At 37.7% G+C, this 25,810-nt stretch carries 20 protein-coding genes; 10 read left to right on the top strand and 10 right to left on the bottom strand.

What is annotated here, in order from left to right:
• Positions 1–181: 181 nt before the first annotated feature.
• The 5 genes from AC6CHH_RS06055 to AC6CHH_RS06075 all read left to right on the top strand — a co-directional run bounded on the left by AC6CHH_RS06055 (position 182) and on the right by AC6CHH_RS06075 (position 8,608).
• Complete coding sequence (locus AC6CHH_RS06055; RefSeq protein ID WP_498280793.1) at positions 182–3,121, top strand: SusC/RagA family TonB-linked outer membrane protein; 2,940 nt, start codon at positions 182–184, stop codon at positions 3,119–3,121.
• Positions 3,122–3,138: 17 nt separating this feature from the next.
• On the top strand, positions 3,139–4,734 hold the full coding sequence (locus AC6CHH_RS06060) for a RagB/SusD family nutrient uptake outer membrane protein (protein ID WP_498280795.1): 1,596 nt from the start codon (positions 3,139–3,141) through the stop codon (positions 4,732–4,734).
• Positions 4,735–5,094: 360 nt separating this feature from the next.
• The gene (gene prpB, locus AC6CHH_RS06065; protein WP_498280797.1) at positions 5,095–5,973 is read left to right on the top strand and encodes a methylisocitrate lyase; all 879 of its coding nucleotides are present in this window, start codon (positions 5,095–5,097) and stop codon (positions 5,971–5,973) included.
• 1 nt (position 5,974) lies between these two features.
• On the top strand, positions 5,975–7,129 hold the full coding sequence (gene prpC, locus AC6CHH_RS06070) for a bifunctional 2-methylcitrate synthase/citrate synthase (RefSeq protein WP_498280799.1): 1,155 nt from the start codon (positions 5,975–5,977) through the stop codon (positions 7,127–7,129).
• Between the two features lie 30 nt (positions 7,130–7,159).
• Positions 7,160–8,608, top strand: a complete 1,449-nt coding sequence (locus AC6CHH_RS06075; RefSeq protein ID WP_498280801.1) for a bifunctional 2-methylcitrate dehydratase/aconitate hydratase — start codon at positions 7,160–7,162, stop codon at positions 8,606–8,608.
• Between the two features lie 92 nt (positions 8,609–8,700).
• On the opposite strand, the gene AC6CHH_RS06080 is transcribed toward AC6CHH_RS06075, so the two are convergent.
• Both AC6CHH_RS06080 and AC6CHH_RS06085 read right to left on the bottom strand, forming a co-directional pair.
• A complete protein-coding gene (locus AC6CHH_RS06080) occupies positions 8,701–10,800 on the bottom strand; it encodes a 3-hydroxyacyl-CoA dehydrogenase NAD-binding domain-containing protein (RefSeq protein ID WP_498280803.1) in 2,100 nt (699 codons plus the stop codon).
• 16 nt (positions 10,801–10,816) lie between these two features.
• Complete coding sequence (locus AC6CHH_RS06085) at positions 10,817–11,980, bottom strand: acyl-CoA dehydrogenase family protein (protein ID WP_498280805.1); 1,164 nt, start codon at positions 11,978–11,980, stop codon at positions 10,817–10,819.
• Positions 11,981–12,324: 344 nt separating this feature from the next.
• Here AC6CHH_RS06085 and AC6CHH_RS06090 point away from each other — a divergent pair, with 344 nt between their 5' ends.
• A complete protein-coding gene (locus tag AC6CHH_RS06090; protein ID WP_498280807.1) occupies positions 12,325–12,744 on the top strand; it encodes an SRPBCC domain-containing protein in 420 nt (139 codons plus the stop codon).
• Between the two features lie 247 nt (positions 12,745–12,991).
• The gene (locus AC6CHH_RS06095; protein WP_498280809.1) at positions 12,992–13,744 is read left to right on the top strand and encodes a class I SAM-dependent methyltransferase; all 753 of its coding nucleotides are present in this window, start codon (positions 12,992–12,994) and stop codon (positions 13,742–13,744) included.
• Positions 13,745–13,810: 66 nt separating this feature from the next.
• On the opposite strand, the gene AC6CHH_RS06100 is transcribed toward AC6CHH_RS06095, so the two are convergent.
• The 3 genes from AC6CHH_RS06100 to AC6CHH_RS06110 all read right to left on the bottom strand — a co-directional run bounded on the left by AC6CHH_RS06100 (position 13,811) and on the right by AC6CHH_RS06110 (position 16,417).
• A complete protein-coding gene (locus AC6CHH_RS06100) occupies positions 13,811–14,338 on the bottom strand; it encodes a GNAT family N-acetyltransferase (RefSeq protein WP_498280811.1) in 528 nt (175 codons plus the stop codon).
• A gap of 158 nt (positions 14,339–14,496) precedes the next feature.
• Entirely contained in the window at positions 14,497–15,747 is a 1,251-nt protein-coding gene (locus AC6CHH_RS06105; protein WP_498280813.1) for a hypothetical protein, read from the bottom strand.
• Between the two features lie 433 nt (positions 15,748–16,180).
• Entirely contained in the window at positions 16,181–16,417 is a 237-nt protein-coding gene (locus AC6CHH_RS06110) for a hypothetical protein (protein WP_498280815.1), read from the bottom strand.
• Between the two features lie 251 nt (positions 16,418–16,668).
• On the opposite strand from AC6CHH_RS06110, the gene AC6CHH_RS06115 reads away from it, so the two are divergent.
• Positions 16,669–17,304, top strand: a complete 636-nt coding sequence (locus AC6CHH_RS06115) for a helix-turn-helix transcriptional regulator (RefSeq protein WP_498280817.1) — start codon at positions 16,669–16,671, stop codon at positions 17,302–17,304.
• A gap of 13 nt (positions 17,305–17,317) precedes the next feature.
• On the opposite strand, the gene AC6CHH_RS06120 is transcribed toward AC6CHH_RS06115, so the two are convergent.
• The gene (locus AC6CHH_RS06120; RefSeq protein WP_498280819.1) at positions 17,318–17,653 is read right to left on the bottom strand and encodes a phosphoribosylpyrophosphate synthetase; all 336 of its coding nucleotides are present in this window, start codon (positions 17,651–17,653) and stop codon (positions 17,318–17,320) included.
• Positions 17,654–18,120: 467 nt separating this feature from the next.
• On the opposite strand from AC6CHH_RS06120, the gene AC6CHH_RS06125 reads away from it, so the two are divergent.
• Complete coding sequence (locus tag AC6CHH_RS06125; protein WP_498280821.1) at positions 18,121–18,498, top strand: DoxX family membrane protein; 378 nt, start codon at positions 18,121–18,123, stop codon at positions 18,496–18,498.
• A 181-nt stretch (positions 18,499–18,679) separates the two neighbouring features.
• On the opposite strand, the gene AC6CHH_RS06130 is transcribed toward AC6CHH_RS06125, so the two are convergent.
• From AC6CHH_RS06130 to AC6CHH_RS06145, 4 genes are all read right to left on the bottom strand, one after another.
• Positions 18,680–20,080: a sulfatase-like hydrolase/transferase gene (locus tag AC6CHH_RS06130; protein WP_498280823.1), complete on the bottom strand. Its 1,401-nt coding sequence runs from the start codon at positions 20,078–20,080 to the stop codon at positions 18,680–18,682.
• 22 nt (positions 20,081–20,102) lie between these two features.
• Positions 20,103–21,557 (bottom strand): sulfatase family protein, encoded by a 1,455-nt coding sequence (locus tag AC6CHH_RS06135; protein ID WP_498280825.1) that lies wholly within the window; start codon positions 21,555–21,557, stop codon positions 20,103–20,105.
• Positions 21,558–21,560: 3 nt separating this feature from the next.
• Positions 21,561–23,090 (bottom strand): sulfatase, encoded by a 1,530-nt coding sequence (locus AC6CHH_RS06140; protein WP_498280827.1) that lies wholly within the window; start codon positions 23,088–23,090, stop codon positions 21,561–21,563.
• A 319-nt stretch (positions 23,091–23,409) separates the two neighbouring features.
• Positions 23,410–25,026 carry an arylsulfatase gene (locus AC6CHH_RS06145; RefSeq protein WP_498280829.1) on the bottom strand — a complete coding sequence of 539 codons (1,617 nt, stop codon included), beginning with the start codon at positions 25,024–25,026 and terminating at the stop codon, positions 23,410–23,412.
• 163 nt (positions 25,027–25,189) lie between these two features.
• Here AC6CHH_RS06145 and AC6CHH_RS06150 point away from each other — a divergent pair, with 163 nt between their 5' ends.
• Complete coding sequence (locus AC6CHH_RS06150; RefSeq protein ID WP_498280831.1) at positions 25,190–25,774, top strand: Crp/Fnr family transcriptional regulator; 585 nt, start codon at positions 25,190–25,192, stop codon at positions 25,772–25,774.
• The last annotated feature ends 36 nt before the right edge of the window (positions 25,775–25,810 follow it).

The following is a 25,810-nucleotide window of genomic DNA, read 5'->3' on the forward strand; positions in this document are numbered from 1 at the left end:
TAATCTGAAGACAAGAATATTAAAAACCATTTTATTACATAAAAAAACAAGAATATTAAAATTAATCAACTTTTATTAACAAAAAATAACAAAAGAATGTAAATTCGCCCTGAAATAATCAAAAACAATCTATAATTATTAATCACTAAACCTAATAATTATAATAAATTAAAATCAATTCATGAAAAATGTCTTAAGTCTGATGTTGTTCATTGTTTTTATTTGTCCCGCTGCCTTAGCTCAAAATAGGCAAATTACGGGAGTCATTAAAGACAATGTGAACCGCCCAGTTGTAAATGCAACTGTCCTTGTTAAAGGTACAAATCTAGGTACTGCCTCCGATGCAGGAGGTAATTTCGAAATTCAACTCCCAAAATCATCCAATACGCTAATTTTTTCAGCTATAGGTTATGAAGATCAAGAACTAGAAGTTAAAGAAAAAAACAATCTTCATGTTATCCTAGCAGATAAAAATGAAGGTATTGATGAAGTCGTTGTTTTAGGATATTCATCTGTGGACAAAAAACACCTTGCCTCATCTGTTTCTCAAATGGATATGGAAAAAACGAAAACCAGACCAATTGTAAAAATGGAGCAAGCTTTTAGTGGAACTATTCCTGGTGTGACCATGCAACAAAGCCGGTCCTTACCGGGTGGAAACATGGGCAATATTGCTATTCGTGGTGTAAGTACTTTACAGAATGCCGCCCCTTTAGTAATTGTAGACGGTATGGAACAATCTTTATCGGATATAGATCCAAACCAAATTAAAAGCCTAACTGTTCTAAAGGACGCTGCTTCAACAGCTATGTATGGCTCCAGAGGAGCAAACGGGGTTATTATCATTGAAACTGAACGCGGTACTACAGGTCAATTTAAAGTTGATATTAATACCTGGTTAGCCATTGATGACCCAATCGATATTCCAGAATTCGTAAATTCTGCAGATTATATGCGCCTTAACAATGAGGCAAGAACTCTTCAAGGTCAAACCAATAGCTTTTCTCAAGAAGATATTGACAAAGCAACTTCTGGAGAAACACCTAATATAAATTGGTTGGATCAGATTATGACCAAGCGTGCTTATGCTCAAAATCAAACAGCAAGTGTTTCTGGTGGCGGGGGTGTGGGTACTTTCAATTTGATGTTAGGACATGTGCAAGAAAATGGATTAAATGACATTGAGGGTTCTCAAAAATTCTCAGCTCGCTTTAACACCAACGTCAATATTGCCAATAAGTTTGTCCTTTTGGCTGATTTTTATGCCCATAGACAACAAGTTAATCGCTTGTTAGCCAATGATGATGGAAATGGCTTATACCAAATTGCTTGGCGTATGAATGCAACTCAGCCCGTATATTATGATGATCAGACTAAAGATAATTTCATGTTGCACAACAACAGAAATCCATTAGCCTCAATCATGCATGGCGGTACAAAAAATTATGTAAACGATAGAAGTACAATCAATCTACGTCCTAGGTATAACATTAATGAAAACCTAAACATTGAGGGTAATGTATCCTACATGATCAATAAATCAGCTAATAAATGGGTAAGACGCACACATAAATTTTATGATGCCAATGGAGCCCCTGCTGATATTTGGAATAATAACGTAGGTGCTGAACAAGGAGCTAGTGAATCTCAGTTGACGGCAAGAGCTTTGATGAATTACACAAAGGATTTGCGCGACAATAAAGATAAGATTTATCTGACTGCTGGTGCAGAGATGATGAACTGGACCTACACAGATTACCGCGAGATGAACAAGGCCTCCTTCTTTGGTAAGCTAAATTATTCCTTTGATGAGAAGTATTTATTGGAGGTTACCGCTAGATCTGACGGTAGTAGTAAATTTGCGCCAGGAAAAAAATGGGGATTCTTCCCATCGGCAGCCATCGCTTGGAATGTGCACAACGAGAACTTCTTTTCGGCTCTAAAAGAAAACAATCTAATTACCAATTTCAAAATAAGAGGTTCGTATGGACTAATTGGTAATGAAAATGTTGATCCATATTTATGGCAAGAAATTGTAAATACTTGGGGTTGGACCATGCGCGTTCCTAATCCAAATTTCTCTTGGGAAAAACAAAAACAATGGAACGTTGGGGTTGACATCAGCGCATTTGAAAACCGTTTAAGCTTCACGGCTGAGGTTTACGATAAATTTTCTTACGATTTAATCTATTCAAATTTCCCGGTTCCTCCTTTGACCGGTTCCTACTATTTGACTTCTGCTATTAATATAGGTGAGGTAAAAAACAAAGGGTATGAACTTTCAGCGAGTTGGTCAGACAAAATTGGCCAAGTGGATTATACCGTTGGTGGAATGTTTTTCGATAACACTAATGAGGTATTAAAAGCTGGTTATAGTAGTTCTGACACCCTTATTTTCAAGGATAACAACGATAAAATTTGGTATAATGGAATTGCAATTGATAACTTTTACGGATATCAGAGCGATGGTTATTTCCAAAACCAACAAGAAGTAGATAATGCTCAGGCTAGCCTACCAAATACAGTTCCTGGAGATATCAGATACAAAGATCAAAATGGAGATGGTATTATCAATGATCAAGACCGCGTGAATTTAGGTGATCCTTTCCCGCATTTAAATTACGCCATTAATTTAAATTTAAAATATAAAAAATGGGATTTTGCAGCTTTAGGTCAAGGAGTCGGAAGACGAACTGGAAGATTGGCAGGACAAGAAGGGTACCCAATTTATGTAGATAATGCAACCAACGATTTGGGATCTCCTCTTCAAAGTTATGCAGATAACAGATGGACTCCAGAGAATCCAAACAGCAGATTTCCAAGGGTGTGGACAGGCGCAAGTACGAATGCCAATTTAAGTGATGTTTGGTTAAGCGATGCCTCTTACTTTCGAATTAAGATGTTACAATTAGGGTACACGCTACCTAAAATTGGAAATGCTTTCAGAAACATACGTTTGTATGTTAATGCCCAAGATGCTATTACATTCACGAAATGGGAAGGTCTAGAACCTGAAAGAAATGGCGGAAATGAAGGTGTAGAACCTGATAGAAATAGCGGAAATGGAGGCTATCCTCGTATGGCTACCTATAGTTTTGGTATCAGAGCTACGATTAACTAATCTCAAATTCAAAAATCATGAAAAAAACAGTTCTATATTTTAGTCTATTAGCAAGCCTTTCGTTATCAAGTTGCGAAAAGTTTTTAGACAAAAACGATCCAACAGCAACCTCTTTTGTCGAATTTTTCAATACAGAGGAAGACTTAAGGAGAGTGGTCTATAGTAGTTATCTGGATGTATTTACATCCCCTTCTTCTAGAAGTTTATTATTTTACATTCAAGACGGTAAATCAGATAATGCATACAGCAGAAATGAAGATGATCATCAACAGCGCATAGCCAATGGTAATTTTAATGCCAATACCAACACCTTCCTTCATTACTATGAATTGCAAATGAAGCATTTGGGTCGTTTAAATACGTTTATTGCAAATACCGATGTTCCCTACGTAGAAGATGAGGCTGTGAGAACAAAATTCAAAAGTATCTTAGAGGCCTTGCGTGTTTGGCATTATTTTAAATTAACCTCTCACTGGGGAAATGTTCCCTTTCACCTGGAACCAGCAGACTTGGAATCTGCAATTCAGCCAGCAAAACCCAAGGAGGAAATTTTAGATATTATTTTCCCTTTAGCCCAGGAGATAGCCGATAGGTTGTCCGAAGATGAATATACTTCAGATTCCTATATGTTCAACAAGTATTCCTTCAAAGCGCTGATTATGCGCTATGCTTTATACAATGAACGTTACGAATTGGCTGCCAAACTGGCCAAAGAAATAATGGACAGTGGAAAGTTCCAATTGCATGATAAATATGGTGACCTTTTTAATTATAAAGCGGATAAAACCAATAAAGAGTTTATCATTAAATTTAACATGGAAAGTCATGGTAACTCGGAAACCAACTCTTTTAGAGATTTAGCGCCTCAATACAGAACAGGTAAGGGTGAATCTTTTGTTGTGCCTACGAAATCTTTGGTGGACACCTACTGGACTCTTCAAGGTAAATCTATCGAAGATTGTCCTTTACACGAGAAACAGGAATATGAATTAAATCCAAAATTAAACAGGGATCCCCGCTATGCGGCAAGTATTTTTGGACATGGTGATAAATTCTATGGAGACCTTATCGATGTGTACGATCCCAATAGCTTAATGTATTTTGAAAAGCAACGTGCTAGTAAATCTGGATATTGGTTCAAAAAATTTGTGGATGAAACCGATGCCTTTAAGTCTGGAGGGAATATGAATTTCCCTATTTTAAGATATGCAGAAGTTTTATTAACCTATGCTGAGGCCCAAATTATGTTGAATAAGGTCGATGATTTAACAAAGACTTCAATCAATCAAATCCGCCAAAGAGCCGGATTAGACATGAGTGAGGCTGATGTTAAATTAGGGAGTAAAACACAACAAGAATGGATCGAACTCATCAGAAATGAACGAAGAATTGAACTAGCTGGTGAAGGCGTTCGTTACGATGACATCATTCGTTGGAAAATTGCAGAAAAGGTCTTAAACCAACCTGCTTTAGGTCATACAAGGTTAGTTAATGGTAAACTTCAAACTCTTAAGATTGAAGATAGATCCTTTAAACCAAACAATTACCTTTGGCCGTTTCACGAAAACAGTCTAAGGGTAGAACCTGGATTGGTTCAAAACCCAGGCTATTAATAGTCTTTTAATAGGTGTCAAGTAATTGGCACCTATTTTTTTTTCGCGCTTTCTCAAAGCATATGTTTCCTATATAGCCGCCCCGATCCCTTCCCTATTGTATTTCCCATTTTTTGAATGGCTAAAAACCTGGGTTATGGTCTTTCAGCAGTAGTCCAGATTGCTCAATTTACTTGAGATGTGTATTGTATTTCATTCAGAATGACCAAAAATTATCTGTGGTTTTTCTCAGCCAATCACCAGCGCATTCCTCATCTAATTTTATTACCTTTAGGAATACCTAGAATTTTTTTTGTAATGGCTTTACAAAAACTCGAAGGTCAATAATCAGTTTTATAAAATTAAATTCCGATACTTTTCATGAAAGACTCATCAGGAAAAAAATTAAGACAGGCAATTCAATCTGAATCACCACTGCAAATCGTGGGTGCCATCAATGCCAATAATGCTCTATTAGCAGAACAGGCTGGTTTTAAAGCTATTTATTTATCTGGAGGCGGTGTTGCAGCCGGATCATTAGGAATTCCAGATTTAGGCATCACCAATCTGCAAGATGTTTTAATTGATGTCGAACGGATCACAAATATTTGTACTCTCCCCTTGTTGGTAGACATCGATACAGGCTTTGGGCCCTCTGCTTTTAACATAGCAAGAACCATTCGGTCTTTAGAAAAGGCTGGAGCAGCTGGAGTTCACCTGGAAGACCAGGTTGGCGCGAAACGTTGTGGCCACCGGCCAGGCAAGGAGTTAGTTTCCTGCTCGGAAATGGTCGACCGAATTCGAGCAGCTGTTGATGCTAGAGAGGACCCTAATTTTATGATTGGAGCCCGCACGGATGCGATCGATTCCGAGGGATTGGATAAGGCCATCGAGCGAGCGGTAGCCTATAGCGAGGCTGGTGCCGACTTCATCTTTGCAGAGGCAGTCAAAAACCTGGAAGATTATAGAAGCTTCCATAAACAAACAGGCCTCCCAATCTTGGCGAATATCACTGAGTTTGGACAAACTCCGTTATTTGATTTAGACCAATTAAGACAAGCTCAGGTTGCCATGGTATTGTACCCACTTTCTGCCTTCAGGGCGGCAAATAAAGCGGCTCTAAATGTGTATCAGCATCTACGAGAAGATGGTACGCAAAGAAATGTCCTGGAATCCATGCAGACCAGGGAAGAGCTATATCAAAGTATAGATTACTACCGTTATGAAAATCAATTAGATCACTTATTCAAAAAGAAATGATATGACAGATGCCAGTGGAAATATTTTTAAACCAAAGAAAAGTGTAGCCCTATCGGGCGTTATTGCAGGAAACACAAGTCTGTGTACGGTTGGAAAAAGTGGGAATGATTTACATTACAGAGGATATGATATTCTTGATATAGCCCAAAAGGCAAGCTTTGAAGAGGTGGCCTATTTACTGATACATGAAAAGCTTCCTAATCAACATGAGCTGGAGGGCTATCAACAGTTTTTAACCGGCCATAGGGGATTACCAGACACCTTAAAAGAAGCTCTCAAACTGATTCCATCCTCAGCACATCCAATGGATGTCCTTCGAACTTCTGTTTCTTTACTTGGAACTTTAGAACCTGAGAGTCAAAACCAAGATGAACAGAAGTCCAGAGAAATTATAGACCGTTTAATGGCCAGTATGGGTTCTGCCCTATTATTCTGGTATCAGTATAGCCATCATCAAAAAATCATTGATGTAGAAACCAATGATAAAACCCTAGGCGGCCATTTCTTAAATTTACTCCATGCACAAAGTCCAAAGGATTCTTGGGTTCAGGCCATGCAAGTATCACTGAACCTGTATGCTGAGCATGAGTTTAATGCGTCCACTTTTACCGCTAGGGTAATTGCAGGCACAGGATCGGATGTATATTCCAGTATCGCAGGGGCAATTGGCGCTCTACGCGGACCAAAACACGGGGGAGCTAATGAGGTTGCTTTTGACATTCAGAAACGCTATGGCAGTGCCCATGAAGCTGAAAAGGACATTCTAAATCGACTAGCTAACAAAGAGGTAATTATTGGATTTGGACACCCTGTGTACACCATTTCTGATCCTAGAAATCAAGTGATCAAAAAAATTGCAAAAAAATTATCTGAGGAATCTGGTGATATGACCTTATTTGAGGTTGCCGAGCGAATCGAGTCCGTCATGTGGGAACAAAAGAAAATGTTTCCAAACCTAGACTGGTTTTCTGCTGTAGCCTACCATTTGATGGGCATTCCAACCGCTATGTTTACCCCCTTGTTTGTAATGTCTCGTATTTCTGGATGGGGAGCGCATATTATTGAGCAAAGGCAAGACGGCAAGATCATCAGGCCGAGTGCCAATTATACAGGACCTGAACCTAGGGATTTCATCGAGATGGATCATAGAAACTAAATCAAAAAATTAAAACGCATTAAACAAAAAATGTCAACTCCTATATCAAATAACAGACCCCAAGCTGACCAGGTTCTGGTCGATATTGCTGATTATGTATTAAACTATAAAGTCGAAAGTGATTTAGCCTTAAAGACTGCTCATTATTGCCTATTAGACACTTTAGGGTGTGGCTTTGAGGCATTAAGTTATCCAGCCTGCACCAAATTACTTGGACCAATTGTTCCAGGAACGATCGTACCACATGGGGCAAAAGTTCCAGGCACACCTTATCAATTAGATCCCATTCAGGCGGCCTTTAATATTGGGGCAATGATTCGTTGGCTTGATTTTAACGATACATGGCTAGCAGCAGAATGGGGACATCCTTCGGATAATCTAGGGGGAATCCTCGCTGTTGCCGATTGGATCAGCAGAAACAATATTGCCCAAAACCTTCCGCCCTTAAAAACGAGTGTTATTTTAGAATCAATGGTCATGGCCCACGAAATACAGGGCGTTTTGGCACTGGAGAATTCCTTTAACAAAGTTGGCTTAGACCACGTCATCCTTGTTAAGATAGCTTCGACGGCCGTTGTTGGAAAACTTTTGGGACTCAGCCGAGATGAATTGATCAATGCCATATCCTTGGCCTTTGTAGATGGACAGTCTCTTCGGACCTACCGCCATTCACCAAACACAGGAAGCCGTAAATCTTGGGCAGCAGGTGACGCCACCTCCAGAGCAGTTCGATTAGCTTTGATGGCTCAAAAAGGAGAAATGGGTTATCCTTCCGTATTGACTGCACCGATTTGGGGTTTTTACCAGGTTTCTTTTAAAGGTGAGGAATTTAAATTTCAACGCGGCTATGGGAGCTATGTAATGGAAAACATTCTATTTAAGATCTCCTTCCCTGCTGAATTCCATGCGCAAACTGCAGCTGAGGCTGCGATGAGTCTTCATCAAAAACTCAAAGAAATGGGGAAAACTTCTGAAGATATTCGTTCCATAAAAATAAGAACTCATCAGGCCGCTATTCGAATCATTGATAAGCAAGGCCCATTGCATAATCCGGCGGATAGGGATCATGCCATTCAGTATATGGTTGCTATTCCAATCATCTTTGGCCGCTTAACCGCAGCAGATTATGAAGATCAAATCGCAAAAGATCCTAGAATTGATGAATTGAGGGCAAAGATCACTTGCTTTGAAGATCCTGAATTCACTAAAGATTACCATGACCCCCAAAAAAGATCTATTGCCAATGCTTTACGTATTGAATTGAACGATGGAACAATCCTTTCAGAAGAAGTGGTAGAATATCCTATAGGTCATAAGCGCCGTAGAGAAGAAGGAATCCCTAAATTAATTGAAAAGTACAAAATAAATCTAGCTCGTGTTTTCTCTGAAAAACAACAAAAACAAATTTTGGAAAACAGCTTAGACTACCAAGAGTTCATCAAACTCGATGTTCATCAGTTTACAGATCTAATGGTCTAATGCATAAATAGTACTCGAATGGGCCTTAGCGATTAGTTCTCTAAGGCCTTTTGCGTATAAATAACGAAAATACGCTCCAAGCCAATGAAAAATTATTCTGCCCAATTGGTCTTAAAATCCGTGAAAAAACTAAAATTACTTTTGGCAAGCTCTCGCAATGAATTAGGAATCTCCCACTGTTCTCCCAAATCATCACACTGCTGACAGTCCAAGACAAACTGAGATAAGCCAACTTGATCCATGTAACTAAACACGCCCCCGGTAAATCTAGGAAACCCAATTCCCAAAATTGAACCTATGTCGCCATCAATTGGCCTAATTAAAATTCCTTCCTTTAAGCAGCGGTAGCTATCCAAAGCCACTACATTCAACAAGCGCTTCTCCAAATTCTCCCTAGCAGGCAAATGTTTTAATGTAGGTATATCAGGATCCTTCCAGTACACCTTTTCTTGTTGCTCTGAATAATCGTAAAACCCCTTTCCTGATTTTCGCCCTTTTCTTCCTTGTTGTATTAATTTTTCTAAATACTGGGAAGCGCGGATTTGAGCATCCGTAAGTTTGGGAAGTTGTTTGTAGACATGTGCCATTAGTTCCAGGCTAATCTCATCCAATACGGCAAGCGGACCAACTGCAAATCCTGCATTTTTTGCTGCTTGCTCAGTGAGCTCGGTGGGTATCCCTTGCAATACCATACTGATGCCCTCCAAAAGATAATTAAAGAATATTCTTGAAGTGAAAAAAGCTGGCCCATCATTGACAACTATAGGCACCTTGGCTAGTTTATGCACAAATTGTAAAGCTTTGCTTAGGGTTTGTGAGCTGGTTTGCTGTCCCACAATGATTTCTACCAAAGGCATCCGATCCACCGGAGAGAAAAAATGAAGACCAATAAACCGGCTTGGATCTGGAGTTTTTATGCTTAGCTCAGCGATTGGAAGTGATGTTGTATTGGAAGCATAAAACCCTTCCAATTTTAAAAAAGGAATAGTTTGATCGATGACTTTCGCTTTTAGCTCCTTGTCCTCAAATACAGCCTCGATAATCAAATCGTAGGTTGCCTGCGGCCCTATTTGATCTGAAGGTGTAATTTTAGAGAGGAGCTGTTCCTTTTGTTCTTCCTTCATCTGCTCAGAGGCTACTGCCTTACTGGCCAATTTGTGCACAATAGTTTTTCCATATTCGGCCGTTTTGAGTTTTACATCCTTCAAAACGACCTCTATTCCAGCCTTTGCCGCTACATAAGCAATTCCAGAACCCATCATTCCAGCGCCTATGATGGCAATTTTATTGGTTTCATACGGTTTCTGCTCGGAGCTACTCCCTAACGACTTTGCTTGTTTTACGCCATAATATAAGGACCTAACGACAGCTTTCACAGTGGTTGATTCCAGGACATAAATCATTGCCATGTGCTCCATATTCAAAATTTCTTTCAGTGTTTTAGAGCTGCTGTGTTTAAATATTAAATAATAAAAACCAATCCCTGGATAAGCTGGGTTTATTTTCTTTTCAATAGTTTGTAATTCTTCTTCCCTATGCGATTCCAGATCGATATCTGCCTGGGAGATCACTTTATCCTTTTTTTGGCTTAGTAAAATTTTTTCTGCAGCCTGAGTTGCCTGATGATGATTACTGAAATGCTTATCAACGATCCCAATGTCCAAGGCCTTTTCACAAGAAATCACTTTACCTTGAACGAACAGATTAAATGCTTTTTGACTTCCAAGGATCCTTTGAAGCATTAAGGTACTTCCTAGTCCCGGAAATAGGCCAAACTCACCCTCGGGAAATCCCAATTTAACTTTGTCTGCTACGGCAAAACGATAATCACACAACAATAGAAAGGAAAATGCTTGTGAAAGACAAATATCATCGGTTATTCCAAGAATGGGTTTCTTGACTTCCTTAAATTCAAGGATCAGTGCATTAATTTCATGCAGCTCTTCTTTGAAGGATTCGTTGAATTGGCTTGTTTCAAAAAGGTCCTTGATAGGCATTGGGGTATGTGGCCCTTGCAAGCGAATAATCAGAGCGTAGCATTCAGCTTCCCTTAAAATATCCAGGGAGATTTGTACGCAACGCTTAAAATAGTCTAGGTCAAAAACCACTGGATTTTCTGTAGGACTAATTATCATGAGCTCAAAAACTCCAGCTTTTAGTTCCTTAATCGATACATTATCAGATACACTCATCGCTCTTAAAATTTCTTTAGCTATTATCGTACTCTACATTATCAATAAATAATTTAGCTAATATTTCGAGCATGATCTCTGAAGTTCCACCGATGATGGTTCCGACTCTGACGTCTCGATATAATCTAGCTATTTTGAAATCTTCAGTAAAACCGTACCCTCCAAAAAATTGGAAACATGCATCGACAACTTTTTTCGCCAATTCACTGGCTTGCAATTTTGCAATGGAACATTCCTTTACGGCATATAAACCACGATTCTGCATATCACAACAATCGTAAATAAAGGCCCTTAACGCGGTAATATCCGCCATTAATTGAGCCATTCTATGACGAATCACTTGAAAATCTTTCAAAGGTTTATTAAAGGCATTCCGTTGAGATAAATACTTTAAGGTATAATCAATAGCCGAAACAGCTGTTGCTAGAGAATGAATGGCAGCAATTAATCGTTCAAGTTGTAGACCGCCCATGAGGTATTTGAAACCCGATCCTTCGGCGCCAATCAGTTGGGATTTGGGTACTCGAACCTGATCGAATTTGAGTTCGGCAGTATCCGAGGCATGCCAACCCATTTTCTCAATTTTATGTGCACTCACCCCATCAGCATGCCGGTCTATTAACAACAGGCTAATCCCTTTGCTTCTGGCATTGGGATCTGTTTTTACTGCTGTAATAAAAAAATCTCCGTAGACCCCATTGGTAATAAAGGTCTTCGAGCCAGAGACAATATATTCATCACCCTGCAGAACGGCCGTTGTTGTAATTCTTTGGACATCCGAACCAGCTCCAGGTTCAGTGATGGCTACAGAACTGACCATTTCTCCAGCGATAACTTTGCGTAAATATTTATCCTTTATTTCCTCACTTGCATGTTTTAAAAGATAAGGAGCGGACATGTATTGAATAACCATTGCGGATATAGCAAATCCACCCGAAAAGCAATGGGATAATTCCTCACATAAAATTAAAGAATAAAAAAAATCAACTCCCTGTCCACCATATTTTTCGGGATAATACAAGCCCATATACCCCATATCACCCATTTTTTTCCAGATGAATTTGTCGATTTTCCCTTGTTTTTCCCAAAGATCAATATGCGGAAGAATTTCTTTTTGGATAAACGATTTTAGACTTTCACGAAAAATCTGATGCTCAGATGTTAACTGCGTTAATTGCATAAAAGTTTACTGGTTATGTTTATAATTATATACCTTAATCAGTATCTGCTCCCGGGAGGTAAAAGCAAATACCTTTCATGTTTTAGTTATTCACCATCACAAGAGTGAACAACACTACAATGTTAGGGCTTTGAGTTGGTATTGTCATACTATTATTAACTATTTTTTCCAAGACCTACGGCATCGAAAGAAACTTAAAGCAACAATCTCGATTAAATAAACCCAACTTACAGGTATTTCTCTTTCGAAAAAGGGATCTGAAAAAAATAAAAGATTTCTTGCCGTATGACAAGGAACTTAAGTGGAAGTATTCTTAGATTCGTTTGAATTTAATGTAGCTAATTATGAAGGATTATTTAAGTGTTTCCGTAGCAATAAATAGTGATTTAGAAACCGTTTGGAATGCTTGGGTTAATCCGGATGATATCAAAAAATGGAATGTCCCATTTTCTGATTGGCATTGTCCAAAGGCAGAGAATAATCCCGTGAAAGGAGGAAGGTTTGATTTTAGAATGGAATCCATACATGGTGAACAAGGATTCAATTTCAAAGGAGAATATACTGCGGTTGATTTTCAAAAGCGAATCGAAAGCTTGCAGGCAGATGGTAGAAAATCCATTATTAGTTTTCAGAAAAATGAGAATCAAGTTGAAGTTCTTGAAAAATTTCAACCTGAAGCTAATACCGCCATAGAGCTTCAAGAAGAATTTTGTCAATCTGTACTCGATAAATTCAAAAAATACGTAGAATCGACCAAACCTTAGTGTACTGTTACTAAAACATTAAGCACTTAAAAAGTTAAATAATTCAAATAAAGCACTTTACAGGCATATATTTTCTTAAATGCAAATAGTTTACAACCCTTAACTACCCCATAAAATCCTGCTTCCTATTCATTTTTCGTTTAAAATCTAATCATGCATTTGATTAATTAGAAAGTGAATACTCTTTTTTCTTAGCCTATTAGTTCGTATATTTAAATCAATAAATGGCGTAATTATAGGATTAAATATGACCACATTTAGCGATAATTTTTCTGGACAAGCCTCTATTTATGCAAAATTTAGACTTTCCTATCCGCATGAATTATATGACTATCTGCATAGTCTAACCAATGAGCATGGATTAGCTTGGGATTGCGGAACTGGTAATGGACAATCGGCTATTCATTTGGCTGATTTTTATGATCAGGTGTTTGCCACCGATCCTAGCGAGGCTCAAATTGAAAATGCCTTTGAACATGAACGGGTGATCTATAAGGTAGAAAAAGCGGAAGAAACCTCATTAGAAAATCATTCCGTAAATCTCATTACGGTAGCTCAAGCGGTACATTGGTTTGATTTTGATGCCTTTTATAGCCAGGCCAAAAGAGTGATGAAAGCTGATGGTATAATTGCTATTTGGGCCTATGGGGTTCCAAAAATAAATCCAGAAATTGATAAAATAACCCAACATTTTCACGATAAAATTGTCGGAGAATATTGGCAAAAAGAAATTAAACTCATTCAACAAGGTTACACTACTGTACCCTTTCCTTTCAAGGAAATTGAACCTCCTGAATTCTACATTTACAAGCGCTTTAAACTTCAGGATCTTTTGGGTCATCTACTCACCTGGTCCGCAACCCAGCAGTATATCAAACACGAACAAATCAATCCCATTGCTCAGCTGCAAAAGGATTTAGAAACACATTGGACTCGGCCCGATGATACTAAAAATGTAAGTTGGAAAATCATGCTCAGGGTAGGCAAAATACCAAGGTAATTGACATTTAGGTTGATTGACTGGGACCCTTCTTATGTGCATCTCATTTCTTCAGGTGAAAAAAGGTTACAGCACCTTTTCATAGGCCTGTCTTTCCCCTCCCCTGAAGTATACTTTGCCACAATACAAATACCCCAATTTCTCAAAAACGCGTAGCATAGCTGCATTATCATAGTTGGTGTCAGCCCTTAAGCTAAAATATCCATTTTGTTTACAGATAGCCTCTACCTTTGTCATCATCCATGTGGCAAGTCCCTTTTTAGATTTGCTTTGATTTACCACAATGCGGTGAATAACTCCGTAAGGCTGGTTGCTTTTCCAGGCGCCAATGATCTCTTGATATTCCTTCTCAATACCAAAAACCAAAGAAAAATAAGCAACCAATTCTTTGTTTTCATTGAGCACTACATAAGCAGATCCATTTTGAATATCATCGTTAACGATCTCTAGGTTAGGGTATCCATCTTGCCATTGATTGCTCCCTTCATTCTTACGTTTAAGTATGGCTTGTTGAAGTACCTTCCAAATTTCTTCGGCCTGATCAGCAGTAGCTTTTGTAATTTCATAGCCAGCAAAACCTTGTGTTAATTCCATATATATTGGTGCAATAATTTAAAACAAAAATAACAAATTCAAACCGATGAAATTCTGTTCATGCAGAATAATTAGCATTCATTTACCCGATGGTCCTGATCGATTCGTACGTTGTGATTACATCTCTTAGGAGAGAATCTTTAAATCAGCAGACAGGTCTACCTGTTGTAAGGATGCTCCTGAATCCAATTGAAATTACGTTTAATAAGTTCAAAATTTTCGTGATCTACTTTTTTTAGGTGAATTTCTTCAGAAATGGTGTCTACCAATCTTCTAAGCATTACATCACCGTTGTTTTGTTTTGCGTAGTCAAAAGTATAATTATTAATTGAAATCTCTTTTTTGAGCGTGTCTAGAGTGAAATCCATGTATGTATTTTGATAATATTTATCCCTAACGCTTGCACGACCTTCATATTCAAATGTAATAATTGACCAATTCATAGGAATAGCTGCACTTTGATCGGCATCTTGTATAATATGGTAAATTCCCATTAAAGGTGTTTTTTTATAATACTTCGCCATCATATCCTGCCGTTTTGAAGACAAATAGATTCCTAGAAGAACAAACTGCCCAATAAGGATGATCTTCGTTATATTTAAAACGATTGATTTCCACCTTTTTGAGAAATGCGGTCTTTTTTGAATTCGGATTTGATCAGCTTCTCCTACAATAAAAAGCCGATAAAAGGATTTAAAATGTGGAATGAGCAAATACAACGATAACAGGAATAATGCCGTCGAGACTATTTTAACAGGAACATCATAAAAATAATTAACCGTCATAATATTTACACTCGTGGCCACTGTGAGTAATGCGCCCAAGGCCGTAGTCCTTCGAAATAACAGTAGTGCTGAGCCCATCTCAACAAGGCCCATAAAGATATTGTAAGATTTGGAATATCCTAAGTAGGTCCAGGCCAGGCCCATTGGTGAAAATTCTCCCAAGGGTTGCATTAATCTATTTAATGAAGGCGGAGGCATTTGAGCATGGTAGAGCTTAATAATCCCATAATTGATAAGAATAAAAGCTATGTAATAGCGAATAACAACAGTGAGCCAATAGTAACAGGCATTATAACTATTCCTTTTGCGATCCAAAACAGTCCATAATACCGAACCGCAAAGAGCAAAAATTAACAGTAGGAGAATTGAAATCCAATCATAAGAAGTATCCCCGCTCCCATTGGTAAAAATAGAATAGTTGTACCGGTAGTGCAAAACATGTTCAGCAAACCAAGGCGTTATTATCCTCATCAATTCAGTAAATGGCTTTATGATGACCGTCATAAAGTTAAACGCTCCATTATTCATGATGATAATAAAGGAAATTATTAAAATGAAGGAAAATCGGAACGCAATTTTTTCTAATGAGGTCCAAACGCTGGTTTGGGGTAAGCTATTATCCATAAGTTAAGTTTGAGAACTTAAATATAATAACTAAAAATGAATATTGCTTGAAAAGAACAAATGCCCTTCGGAAAAATGCCGAATATTTCGATAAGATGGATGGCAACTAGAATTTTTGACAAAAAATAATTCCCCGATTAAAACCGGGGAATCTACTAAAAAAGGATTTATTAAAACCCTTATGAACCAATTGAATTAAAGATGATTAAATGTTATTCAGTTTATTTTGACCTTGACTCTTTTGAATGCTATTTTAAGCAAACTAAACAGAATTATTGATAATTCTGTTTAGTTGAAAATAAATTCAAATGCGAGTTTAGGTTGATTATTAAGCCTCTTTTAAAAGCCTATATCCAAATATAATACATCCTTTTGCTTTACCCATCCTGTACTGTCCTGCAAATCAAAAATTTACTATACTTTATCTTAAAAATTAAGCAGATTTATTTGCAGAAACAAAAGAGACACGGTGACCAAAATTTAGTATAGAATTCTGTATATCAGATTCAATTCTTTCTGGTGAGTGCATTCTTAAAACAAAAGACTTGTCATCCATTTCAATGGATAATTGTTTTAAACTCGGATATTCTCGTTGTAGCATTTCGAAAACCCTCTCCCTTTCGAGTAAGGTTTTTAAGGAAGCGCGGTAAGATAATATATAATTTTCCATGGTGTTGACTTTTGGTTAGTGGATCGTTTTATTGCTAATATTTCTACTTATTATGAACCAAAGGTAAAAAACAGAAATAATAAAACAAGTAATCAATTGTTTTATTAATGTCATGAAATAAGAAAAAAAATAAGTTTAGAACATATATTATTAACCTTACACATAATTAAACGCGAAATGGAGTCTTTTCGCAAAACTAGCTAATAAATATTATCAGTATATTTGCAAAATTAGAATCGAATTATTGCTATATGGGAAAAAGTAATTTAGATAATATCTTAATGTTGTTGAAAAAGGAAGGTGAACTTGATGCTTCCTTTTTGGCAAGTGAATTAGCCATTAGCAAGGAAGGTGTTAGACAGCATTTGGTTAAATTACTTGAAGAAGGATTGGTGGAAAAAGCGTGTAAGAGTGCTGGTGTGGGTCGCCCATGTACCCATTATTCATTAACCGAACATGGCTTAGCCCAGTTCCCTGACACCCATGCTGAATTAACGATACAACTGATCCATTCCATCAAAAATATTTTAGGTGAAAATGCATTGGATTTATTAATTACAAACCGTGAACACCAGACCTTTGACCGATACGAAAAAGAAATGGCCGATTCAATCGATATAGAATCAAAGCTTGAAAAACTGGCTCAAATTAGGTCATCTGAGGGTTATCTAGCGGAATGGAGAAAAGAAAATGACTGTTATTTATTCATTGAAAATCATTGTCCAATCCGCAAAGCTGCAACAGCATGCCAGCAATTGTGCCAGGCAGAAATAAAAAACTTCAGAAACTTATTAGGTATCCATTATCAAATTGATCGTCTAGATCATATCGTTGCTCAGGACAATCGTTGTGTGTATCTCATTCAGCACAAAGAGGTTCAAGCGTAATCTATTTGAAATCCTATACTTCTCGAGATCTTCTGTATAATTCAGAGACTAATTTGGAGGATCTAAAACTAAATTCGGCACCAAAGCTATTAATCACTAAGCCTTTGATCAGATTATCTTTTGATGAAATGGCAAACAGTATACTTTCATCACCCGGGTCTGTCATCCCCTCAAAGCGATATATGTCATCAATGACAAACTCATCGGCAGAGAGTTCCATCGATTTGGCAACACAGTACAAACATTCTCCTTCTTCAGGAATTAAAAAATCTTCGGTATATCCTATTCTTTGTAAATCATTTACGGCCTCACTCAGGGTATCGTAACTTCTTCTTTCTCTATGTTCCATAATAGTCCTTTGTTGTAAAATGCATTTCAGCTTTATCCTATAGCGCCAATTCCTTATTCAAATGTTAAGAAATATAAGATATGATTTTAAAGGCAAACTATCAAAAATATCCAAGGGCAAGTTGATTTTATAATTTCATGAAAGAAAGTAAATTCAATTTTAGGCTAATAATTTAAACATTTTGTTCTTCATCCAAAATGGTGCTTTACAACCCATTTTACTGTACGAGTAATTCAGCTTTAATCTTCTACAATTCAGAAAATTTACATTAATTACCTATATCTTAATATTTTAAGTAAATTCACCTCATAATAAACCGAAATACATTTGCGTTAATACTAAGGCTAACTAAAACTAGAACCAGAACAATCACAAGGGATTCTTGAGACCTAAACCATAAAAATACCATCAGGTCTTAAAAGTCTTTTGGTTCCAATTATAAATAAAACTACTTTAAAAAAACTATTATGAAACAGAAAATTCTTTTCGTCCTTTGTCTGTTATTTGGACTGATGTTTATCCATGCAGGTTTGAATAAATTTTTCAACTACATGCCACCTCCGCCAGATATGCCTGAGGATTCCATGAAAATGTTCACTGCAATGATGCAGATTGTATGGCTAATACCCCTTATTGCCATTGTTGAAATCATTGGGGGTATCCTTTTCATCATTCCAAAAGTGAGAGCTCTGGGAGCTGTCATCTTAGCTCCTATCATGACAGGCATTATGCTCACTCATTTGACCATAGCACCAGAGGGTTTGCCAATTGCCATTCCTTTGCTTGCAATTTACATATGGGTCCTAATTGAAAACAGAAATAAATATCAGCCAATGATTAATTAAAAACGAACTTATAAGTTGAAATAAATTAGAACAAAGAGTCCTATCATTATCTAATGCAATTGACTCTTTGTTCTATACTTAAGACCTAACCTTTTACTGCCTTATAAGGAACTATTTCATCCATCTTTTCTTAGGAAAAAAATAGAAAATAAAACCACGATTTTTCTTCTTTGAGCGGTCATTATTCCCGGTTTTCTAGCCTTGGCAAACGCTGCCACCAAAGCGAAAGAATTTGACTAAATTTCTCTGTCAACTCAGGATATTCAGCCGCTCTATTTTTAGCCTCCTTGGGGTCTGCATCCAAATGATATAACTCCATATTGCTCTGATCGATATTCATTAAAAATTTCCATGAACCTTCTTGGTACGCTAATACAGGACTTCGGTTTGGTGCTTTTGGAAAACTAAAATAAAGCGTATCACGTCCATATTCCCAGAATAATCCCTGCCGTCGACTTGAGGGTGTACCCAGTAAGGTACTAGAACGATCTTCTCCATCAAGATGTATTGCATCTTTAAGTTTTGCGTCGGTGATTGAGGCGAATGAAGGAAGCAAATCCAACGCTGAGATGACAGAGGTACTATCGGTACCATTCTTTTTAATTTTTTCAGGCCAACGGACGATAAAAGGCATGTTTATTCCTCCCTGATATAAAGAGAGCTTCGTACCCCTTAATCCGGCAGAGCGGTCTTGTCTAAAATTAGGTAAGGGTCCATTATCACTTGTGAAGATCACAATGGTGTTCTGATCAATCCCCAGTTCGATCAAACCATCCATTAACCTCCCAAGCTCTTGGTCCAAATCATTTAATACCTTTTGAAAACTACGCTCGGATTGAGGCTTCCTTGGAACATGTTCCAGCTGATTATCTCCTACTATCCACGGTGTATGTACGTCATCTGTCCAAAGATTGATATAACAAGGTTTATGTTTATTGGCTTTTAAAAAAGACAGGGTTTTATCCACAAAATAAGCTGTCCGGTTCCAGCGCTTTATGCTATCTTGATCACTCCAAATCCAGTTTGTTGCCGTTAATGCCGGATCGGGATCTGGGCTCTCATAGGTGCTTGACCAAGAATCAAACCCATACTGGTCAAAATTGGGTGCATCGTTCACATCACGCCCACCTCCCATATGCCATTTTCCAAAATGGGCCGTTGCATATCCATTGGATTTCAATATTTTGGCGATTGTGGGAACTTTGGGATCTAAATAATCCACTTGTCCCCTTCGGCGGTTATCCTCACGTGTGTTTAAATAGGTTGTGAAATTTAATTTAGCGGGTTGTTGCCCTGTTAGAATGGCAGCTCTCGAGGGAGAACAAATGGGTGATGCACTATAGTAATTTGTAAATCGTATTCCCTGAGCAGCTATTTTATCAATATTTGGCGTTTTATACTTTCCGTAGTAGCAACTAATATCTCCAATTCCCAAATCATCCGTTAAGATTAATATAATATGTGGCTTTTGATGCTCTTGAGCAAAACCCACAGAAACTAAATGAAAAAGAAAACTCATCAAAAGCAATTTCTTAAGCAGGCTTGATGCCTGAATTTGATATATTTTATGCGCTATTTTCATACAATAATCTTTTAAAGGAAAATTATTTTTGCTTGAATGGGATATCCATGGATGCTCCTGAGTCCTTTTGATCCCGCATCCAGGCAGATAGGTTTGATTGCATACTTTTAATTCTTCTTTGATGTTTGGAACTTTTCGATAAATTATTCAGTTCATTTGGGTCCTCGAGTAAATCATAAAATTCCAAAGCCTCGTGCTTCGCGATTCTATGGGTTAAAAAATGAGCGTGTTGATCACTTTCTGCTTTTTTTAACCAGGAACTATAAACCTGCTTTTTATGCATAGGATTCATCATGTACTTGATGTAATACTGACTATCTGGCAACAAATTCACGATCAATTTATACCTGGAATCCCGGATACTTCGAATGGGATAGGCCGGACCTTCGGGATAGTTATTATGAATACCATAGGCAAATTCTCTATGGCTTGTTCGTTTGCCTGTAATAACCGGCAAAAAACTTTTCCCATCCAAATTTTTAATTGGATGCCCTGATGCGATAGCGACTAAAGTCGGTGTGATATCCTCATATTGGACAATAGCATCTGTTTGGGAATTAGCCGTTATTACCTTTGGCCAGCGAATAATCATTGAACTTTTTTGTCCATTATCATATAGGCTCCATTTACCCCCCGGAAACTGTGGTCCCTGTTCACCAAGAAAAATAACAATGGTATTATCCAATTGCTTGGTTTCTTCCAACATTTTCATCACATCCCCTACCTGGTTATCTAATCTTCGAATCTCTGCCAAGTATTTAGTAAAATTCTCACGTGTTAAATCAGTATCTACCCAATGTTCCGGTAATTTAAGTTTGTCCGCTTCGAATTCAGAAGGATCTCCTAGCGTCCATGGTGCATGCGGATTAATACTCATTATAAAAAGACAATATGGATCCTTAGTCTTCTCAACAAAATCAGCAATACTATCCAACATGTAGTCATCGCTTGGAGCTACACAATTCTTTTCAAAACCAGGAAGAATCTCAAAGGGAAAAGTTGAAACAGGTCTGGTCACGTGATCTTTCCCACTAAGAGCAACCCTGTAACCTTGTTCATTCATGTACTGAACTACACTCTTTAAGCCATCATAAACAGGCTTATGATTTTGATAAGCACCATGCCGCGAAGGATATAAGCCTGTAAATAGAGAAGCACGTGTAGGTACGCACATTGCCTCAGAGGCGATCATGTTGTTGAATTTTAGTCCCTCCTTTGCTAAGCGGTCTATATGCCTGGTTTGAATATTCTGTCCGCCATAACAACTCAATTGTTTACTATCCAAATCGTCAGCCATAATAATCACAATATTGGGTTTCTTATGGTCTGGTAAGGAGCTCACTTTCTGGGCAAGTACTTCTGTGGAGCATAATAGCCAAAAGATCAGTCCAAAAAAGCACGTATATACTCGCTCGTTGTATCGCCATTCTTTTACACTCAATTTTTGTAGACTCATCATGTTAAAAATCTTCATCATTAATCATTTTTTTTTAGGTTTACTTGCCTGTAATGGTTCGTGATATTCAGGATGTTGCTTTAAAAGGGAGTGCAATTTTATAAAATCTTTATTTTTCATCTCCGCTGTATTTATATATTCTAACAGATCATTATCGTATTCATAGAATTCATATTTAGGGGCTAATTCTTTGTTTTTAATATTTGTCCATTCCACAAGGCGGAATCGATCTGTTCGTATAGCTCTTCCCATCCATCCATCTCTGGGATAACAATGATAGGCGTAGTCTACTTTGTGCTTTTTATTTTTCAGCAATGGAACCAAACTTTCTCCATCAAAAGGAACTGGATTCTTTTCTGGTAGCTTTAATCCCGCTAATTCAATGAGTGTAGGATAAATATCAACAGTTTCAACAATTGATTTAGAGGCATGAGCAGTCAATAAGGTCTTCGGATACGAGATGACCAAAGGGATTCTATTGGCTAATTCGTAATTAACATGCTTAGTCCACATTCCCATATCACCCAACAGATATCCATGGTCGCCCCAAAGAACAACAATGGTATTGCTATCTAAACCCGTTTTCTTTAATTTATCAAGAACTTTTCCTATTTGAGCATCCACGTAGCTTACCCCAGCATAATAGCCATGAATGAGTTTTCTTTTTAGCGAATCGGGATATGATTTACCTTTTTCATATTTGGGTATGTGTTGATATTGTTCGATTTCTCCAAATCTTTTCACCGCAAAGTCAGGCGCTCCTGTAGGATGTTTTTCTGTGATCGGCATCGGGAGCGATGATTCATCATAGAGATCCCAATATTTTTTAGGAACACTAAAAGGAAGGTGAGGCCGCGCAAAACCAACTGCTAGAAAAAAAGGTTCCCTTTGTTGGTCCATAGAGTCAAGGACCTGAATGGTCTTTCTAGCAACGCGTCCATCTCCGTAGGCCTCATCGGGCACATCTGGCGATTCCCAAGCGATTCCTTGCGTTTGTTTCAAGGCATAATCCCAAGAATAATTTTCAAACAAAGCGGCTTCAATCGTCAAGGCTGATTCTGATTTATCCATAGTCTTGTACTCAATAATCTTCTCATGAAAATGCGGCGCCGACCAGGAGATAGTATCGTTATAGGTGTTATGCCCCACATGAAATACCTTTCCAATAGCTTGGGTGAAGTATCCCTGATTCTTAAAAGCCTGAGGAAGGGTAACCGCATCTGGATAATACTGCCGTATACTTCTTCCAAAATCATAGATACCCGTGGAGGTAGATCTACTTCCAAGAAGTAAATTATTACGCGAGGCAACGCAAACTGCCTGATTACTATAAGCACGATCAAATCGAACGCCCTGTGCGATTAATTTATCGATATTCGGAGAAACCGCAGCTTGATCACCAAATCCATGAATGGCAGGCTTAAGATCATCCACTAGAATTAGCAGAATGTTTGGTTTCTGGTTTTCCGATTGTCCAAAGCAGCCCAAAGCCACGATAAAATTTAACAGAAAAGGGATTGCAATTTGACTGATTTTAATTGATTTAATGACCATTTTATTTTTTTAAAATAGTGTAGAATGTTAATCTTGTTCTCTAAAACTCCGACGTAAAAAACACAAAACCTGCCTGCACTAATTTAGCCTTCCTGACCTTGGGAAATAAGTTTTTAACTCTTCAGAAACCTCCAAAGAAATAATTTGGTTCCTATTTATATCTTGAAAGGGTATAGTTAAATACATGTGTTTAAAGTCTGATAATACGCTAGATCCAATAAAGGTAAATAAAAATTGGGATACAGATTTTCATCCATTGATCCAAAATAGCCAAACCTAAAACTCCATTAATTCCAACAAAATAATTTTATTATTGATCTTATTGCTTGCTTTCAGTTTTTGCCTTTTCATAATCATAAAACCAGTTGACACCATGATTCCAAGGCTCTACCTTCACTTTTTTTGACCAAGATGCATATAATTCTTTCAACCTTTTAGCTACTTTGGGATGTTCCTTAATGACATTATCGATCTCAGTTCTGTCCTTTTGCAAATCATACAATTGCCAATTTTCCTTCCATTCGGCAACCAATTTCCATTTACCATCCAGAACCGCCCTATTGCCTTCATGTTCCCAAAAAATGGGTTCCCTTCGGATGATGGGTTTACCTATAATCATTGGTCTCAAACTAATGCCTACTGTAGGGGTAATCTGGTGACCAGCATAAGTTTGAGGGTATTGCGCACCAGCCAAGTCTACAACTGTTGCCAGGATGTCCGTAATATGGGCCGACTCTCTATTAAAAGTACCACGGAGATTTTCTGGAATACCCGCTGGCCAGGAAATAATACCTGGTGAGGAGATTCCTCCTTCATGCGTATGATGCTTATAGGCCCAGAATGGTGTACATCCAACTTCCGCCCAACCTTGGCCTAAGAAAACAGTCGATCTTGATCCCCCAGGATTTTTACCTTTGTAAATACCTTGAGCACCAGGTTCAGGATTTCCACCGTTATCAGAAACAAGAAGGATCAGTGTATTATCAAAAATTCCACGCTGTTTTAAATTTTTTATAAGGTTTCCAATACTCTGATCAAGACGCGATACGACAGCGGCATAGATAGCCATCATGTGATCATATTTCTCTTTACTTTGTTCGCTCAGCGTATCCCATTTTGGAACATTTGGATTGAATGGAGGAAGGTCCCAAGATTTATCGATCAACCCAAGTTCAATTTGTTTTTGATAACGCTGCTGGCGTAGCTTCTCCCATCCCGCTTTATATTTCCCTCTAAACTTTTCTATTTCAGCTTTTGGCGCCTGTAAAGGAAAATGAGGAGCGTTGTAAGCTAGATAGAGAAAAAATGGTTTTTTCTCATCTATCGCTTCATCGATAAACTGCAAACCAAATGTAGTCCACAAATCTGTGCTGTACCAGTTCTTGGGTAATTCCGGTCCTTCATTGTCAAGCCGATTTCCATCCAAGAAAATCTTTGCTTTTTTACTATTACCGTAGTAGAAACCTCCACCAGGAGCATTCAAAGAACGGTCGAATCCTCTATTAGAGGGGGTTACTCCCGCGGCTTGCCCAAGATGCCATTTACCTGTCATCGCCGTAAAGTAGCCAGATTCTTTCAAAATCTGAGCAATAGTGACTGTTTGATTCCCTAAATGGCCTCGATAAGCAGGATGTTCTTCTCCTCGATCATTCATCATGTGTCCGATACCTGCCTGATGCGGATAAAGGCCTGTTAAAAGAGCTGCTCTCGAGGGACAGCAACGTGCCGCATTATAAAAATTAGTCAAACGGATTCCATCCTTCGCCAGTTGATCCATGTTTGGGGTAGGTATTTCTCCACCATAGCAACCCAGATCCGAATAACCCAGGTCATCCATTAATATAACAATGATATTAGGTTTCTGCTGGCAAAACCCATCAAAAGCTGTTAAAAAGAAAGCTAATGTTGCCCATACGTATTTTGATGTAATCTTCATAACTATCTGTAAATAATCAATATAAATGTAAGATATGTTTGATATATAATGTTAATATTTATTTTAGTATTGCTTTTTTTGTCAATTTTATCGTCTAAAAACCGAATAACCAGGATATCTATGTAAATTTAGAGCATACGTAAGTCAGGAAAATTTAAAGAATATGAAAGCGAATTCATTGATAAAAAGTGTCTTAAAGCATATTAAATTAAGTGAAAGTGAAATCGCAATTTTTGAAACCTTCTGGTCTGAGAAGACCTTAGAAAAAGGAGATTATCTACTGCGCAACGGTGAGATCTGTCGTTATGATAATTACGTGGTATCTGGAGCATTAAAAACATTCTATATCAATGCTGAAAATGGAAACGAAGAAATTTTGTTTTTTGCCATAGCCGATTGGTGGGCTTCTGATTTAGCCAGCTTTTCCAAACAAGAGCCATCAATTTATACCATTCAGGCATTAGAAAAAACGACTGTTTTGCAAATAAATTATCACACTTTCCAAAAACTTTTAGTCGAGCTTCCTGGCTTAGAAAGATATTTTAGGATCATATTAGAAAGCTATTTAGGAACACTACAAAAAAGAATTTCCTATATCAATGTCTATGATGCTGAACATAGATATTATGATTTTCTTAACACCTATCCCGAAATTACATCCAAAGTTCCGCAATATCTAATCGCTTCCTATTTGGGTATTTCAGCCGAATTTATAAGCCGAATTCGTAAAAAAAGTAAATCCTCTTGAAGTAGATCAATTTTTCTGAGTTAAATAATCAAGAAT

This window comes from Sphingobacterium sp. GQ94 (genome assembly GCF_059758715.1).

Bases quoted from the DNA above. Each gene is read 5' to 3' on its own strand.
- AC6CHH_RS06140 (WP_498280827.1), bottom strand. From the start codon at position 23,090: ATGGTCATTAAATCAATTAAAATCAGTCAAATTGCAATCCCTTTTCTG.
- prpC (WP_498280799.1), top strand. From the start codon at position 5,975: ATGACAGATGCCAGTGGAAATATTTTTAAACCAAAGAAAAGTGTAGCC.
- AC6CHH_RS06115 (WP_498280817.1), top strand. From the start codon at position 16,669: ATGGGAAAAAGTAATTTAGATAATATCTTAATGTTGTTGAAAAAGGAA.
- AC6CHH_RS06060 (WP_498280795.1), top strand. From the start codon at position 3,139: ATGAAAAAAACAGTTCTATATTTTAGTCTATTAGCAAGCCTTTCGTTA.
- AC6CHH_RS06150 (WP_498280831.1), top strand. From the start codon at position 25,190: ATGAAAGCGAATTCATTGATAAAAAGTGTCTTAAAGCATATTAAATTA.
- AC6CHH_RS06090 (WP_498280807.1), top strand. From the start codon at position 12,325: ATGAAGGATTATTTAAGTGTTTCCGTAGCAATAAATAGTGATTTAGAA.
- AC6CHH_RS06055 (WP_498280793.1), top strand. From the start codon at position 182: ATGAAAAATGTCTTAAGTCTGATGTTGTTCATTGTTTTTATTTGTCCC.
- AC6CHH_RS06095 (WP_498280809.1), top strand. From the start codon at position 12,992: ATGACCACATTTAGCGATAATTTTTCTGGACAAGCCTCTATTTATGCA.
- AC6CHH_RS06085 (WP_498280805.1), bottom strand. From the start codon at position 11,980: ATGCAATTAACGCAGTTAACATCTGAGCATCAGATTTTTCGTGAAAGT.
- AC6CHH_RS06100 (WP_498280811.1), bottom strand. From the start codon at position 14,338: ATGGAATTAACACAAGGTTTTGCTGGCTATGAAATTACAAAAGCTACT.
- AC6CHH_RS06120 (WP_498280819.1), bottom strand. From the start codon at position 17,653: ATGGAACATAGAGAAAGAAGAAGTTACGATACCCTGAGTGAGGCCGTA.
- AC6CHH_RS06130 (WP_498280823.1), bottom strand. From the start codon at position 20,080: ATGAAAATAGCGCATAAAATATATCAAATTCAGGCATCAAGCCTGCTT.
- AC6CHH_RS06125 (WP_498280821.1), top strand. From the start codon at position 18,121: ATGAAACAGAAAATTCTTTTCGTCCTTTGTCTGTTATTTGGACTGATG.
- prpB (WP_498280797.1), top strand. From the start codon at position 5,095: ATGAAAGACTCATCAGGAAAAAAATTAAGACAGGCAATTCAATCTGAA.
- AC6CHH_RS06080 (WP_498280803.1), bottom strand. From the start codon at position 10,800: ATGAGTGTATCTGATAATGTATCGATTAAGGAACTAAAAGCTGGAGTT.
- AC6CHH_RS06105 (WP_498280813.1), bottom strand. From the start codon at position 15,747: ATGGATAATAGCTTACCCCAAACCAGCGTTTGGACCTCATTAGAAAAA.
- AC6CHH_RS06075 (WP_498280801.1), top strand. From the start codon at position 7,160: ATGTCAACTCCTATATCAAATAACAGACCCCAAGCTGACCAGGTTCTG.
- AC6CHH_RS06145 (WP_498280829.1), bottom strand. From the start codon at position 25,026: ATGAAGATTACATCAAAATACGTATGGGCAACATTAGCTTTCTTTTTA.
- AC6CHH_RS06135 (WP_498280825.1), bottom strand. From the start codon at position 21,557: ATGATGAAGATTTTTAACATGATGAGTCTACAAAAATTGAGTGTAAAA.
- AC6CHH_RS06110 (WP_498280815.1), bottom strand. From the start codon at position 16,417: ATGGAAAATTATATATTATCTTACCGCGCTTCCTTAAAAACCTTACTC.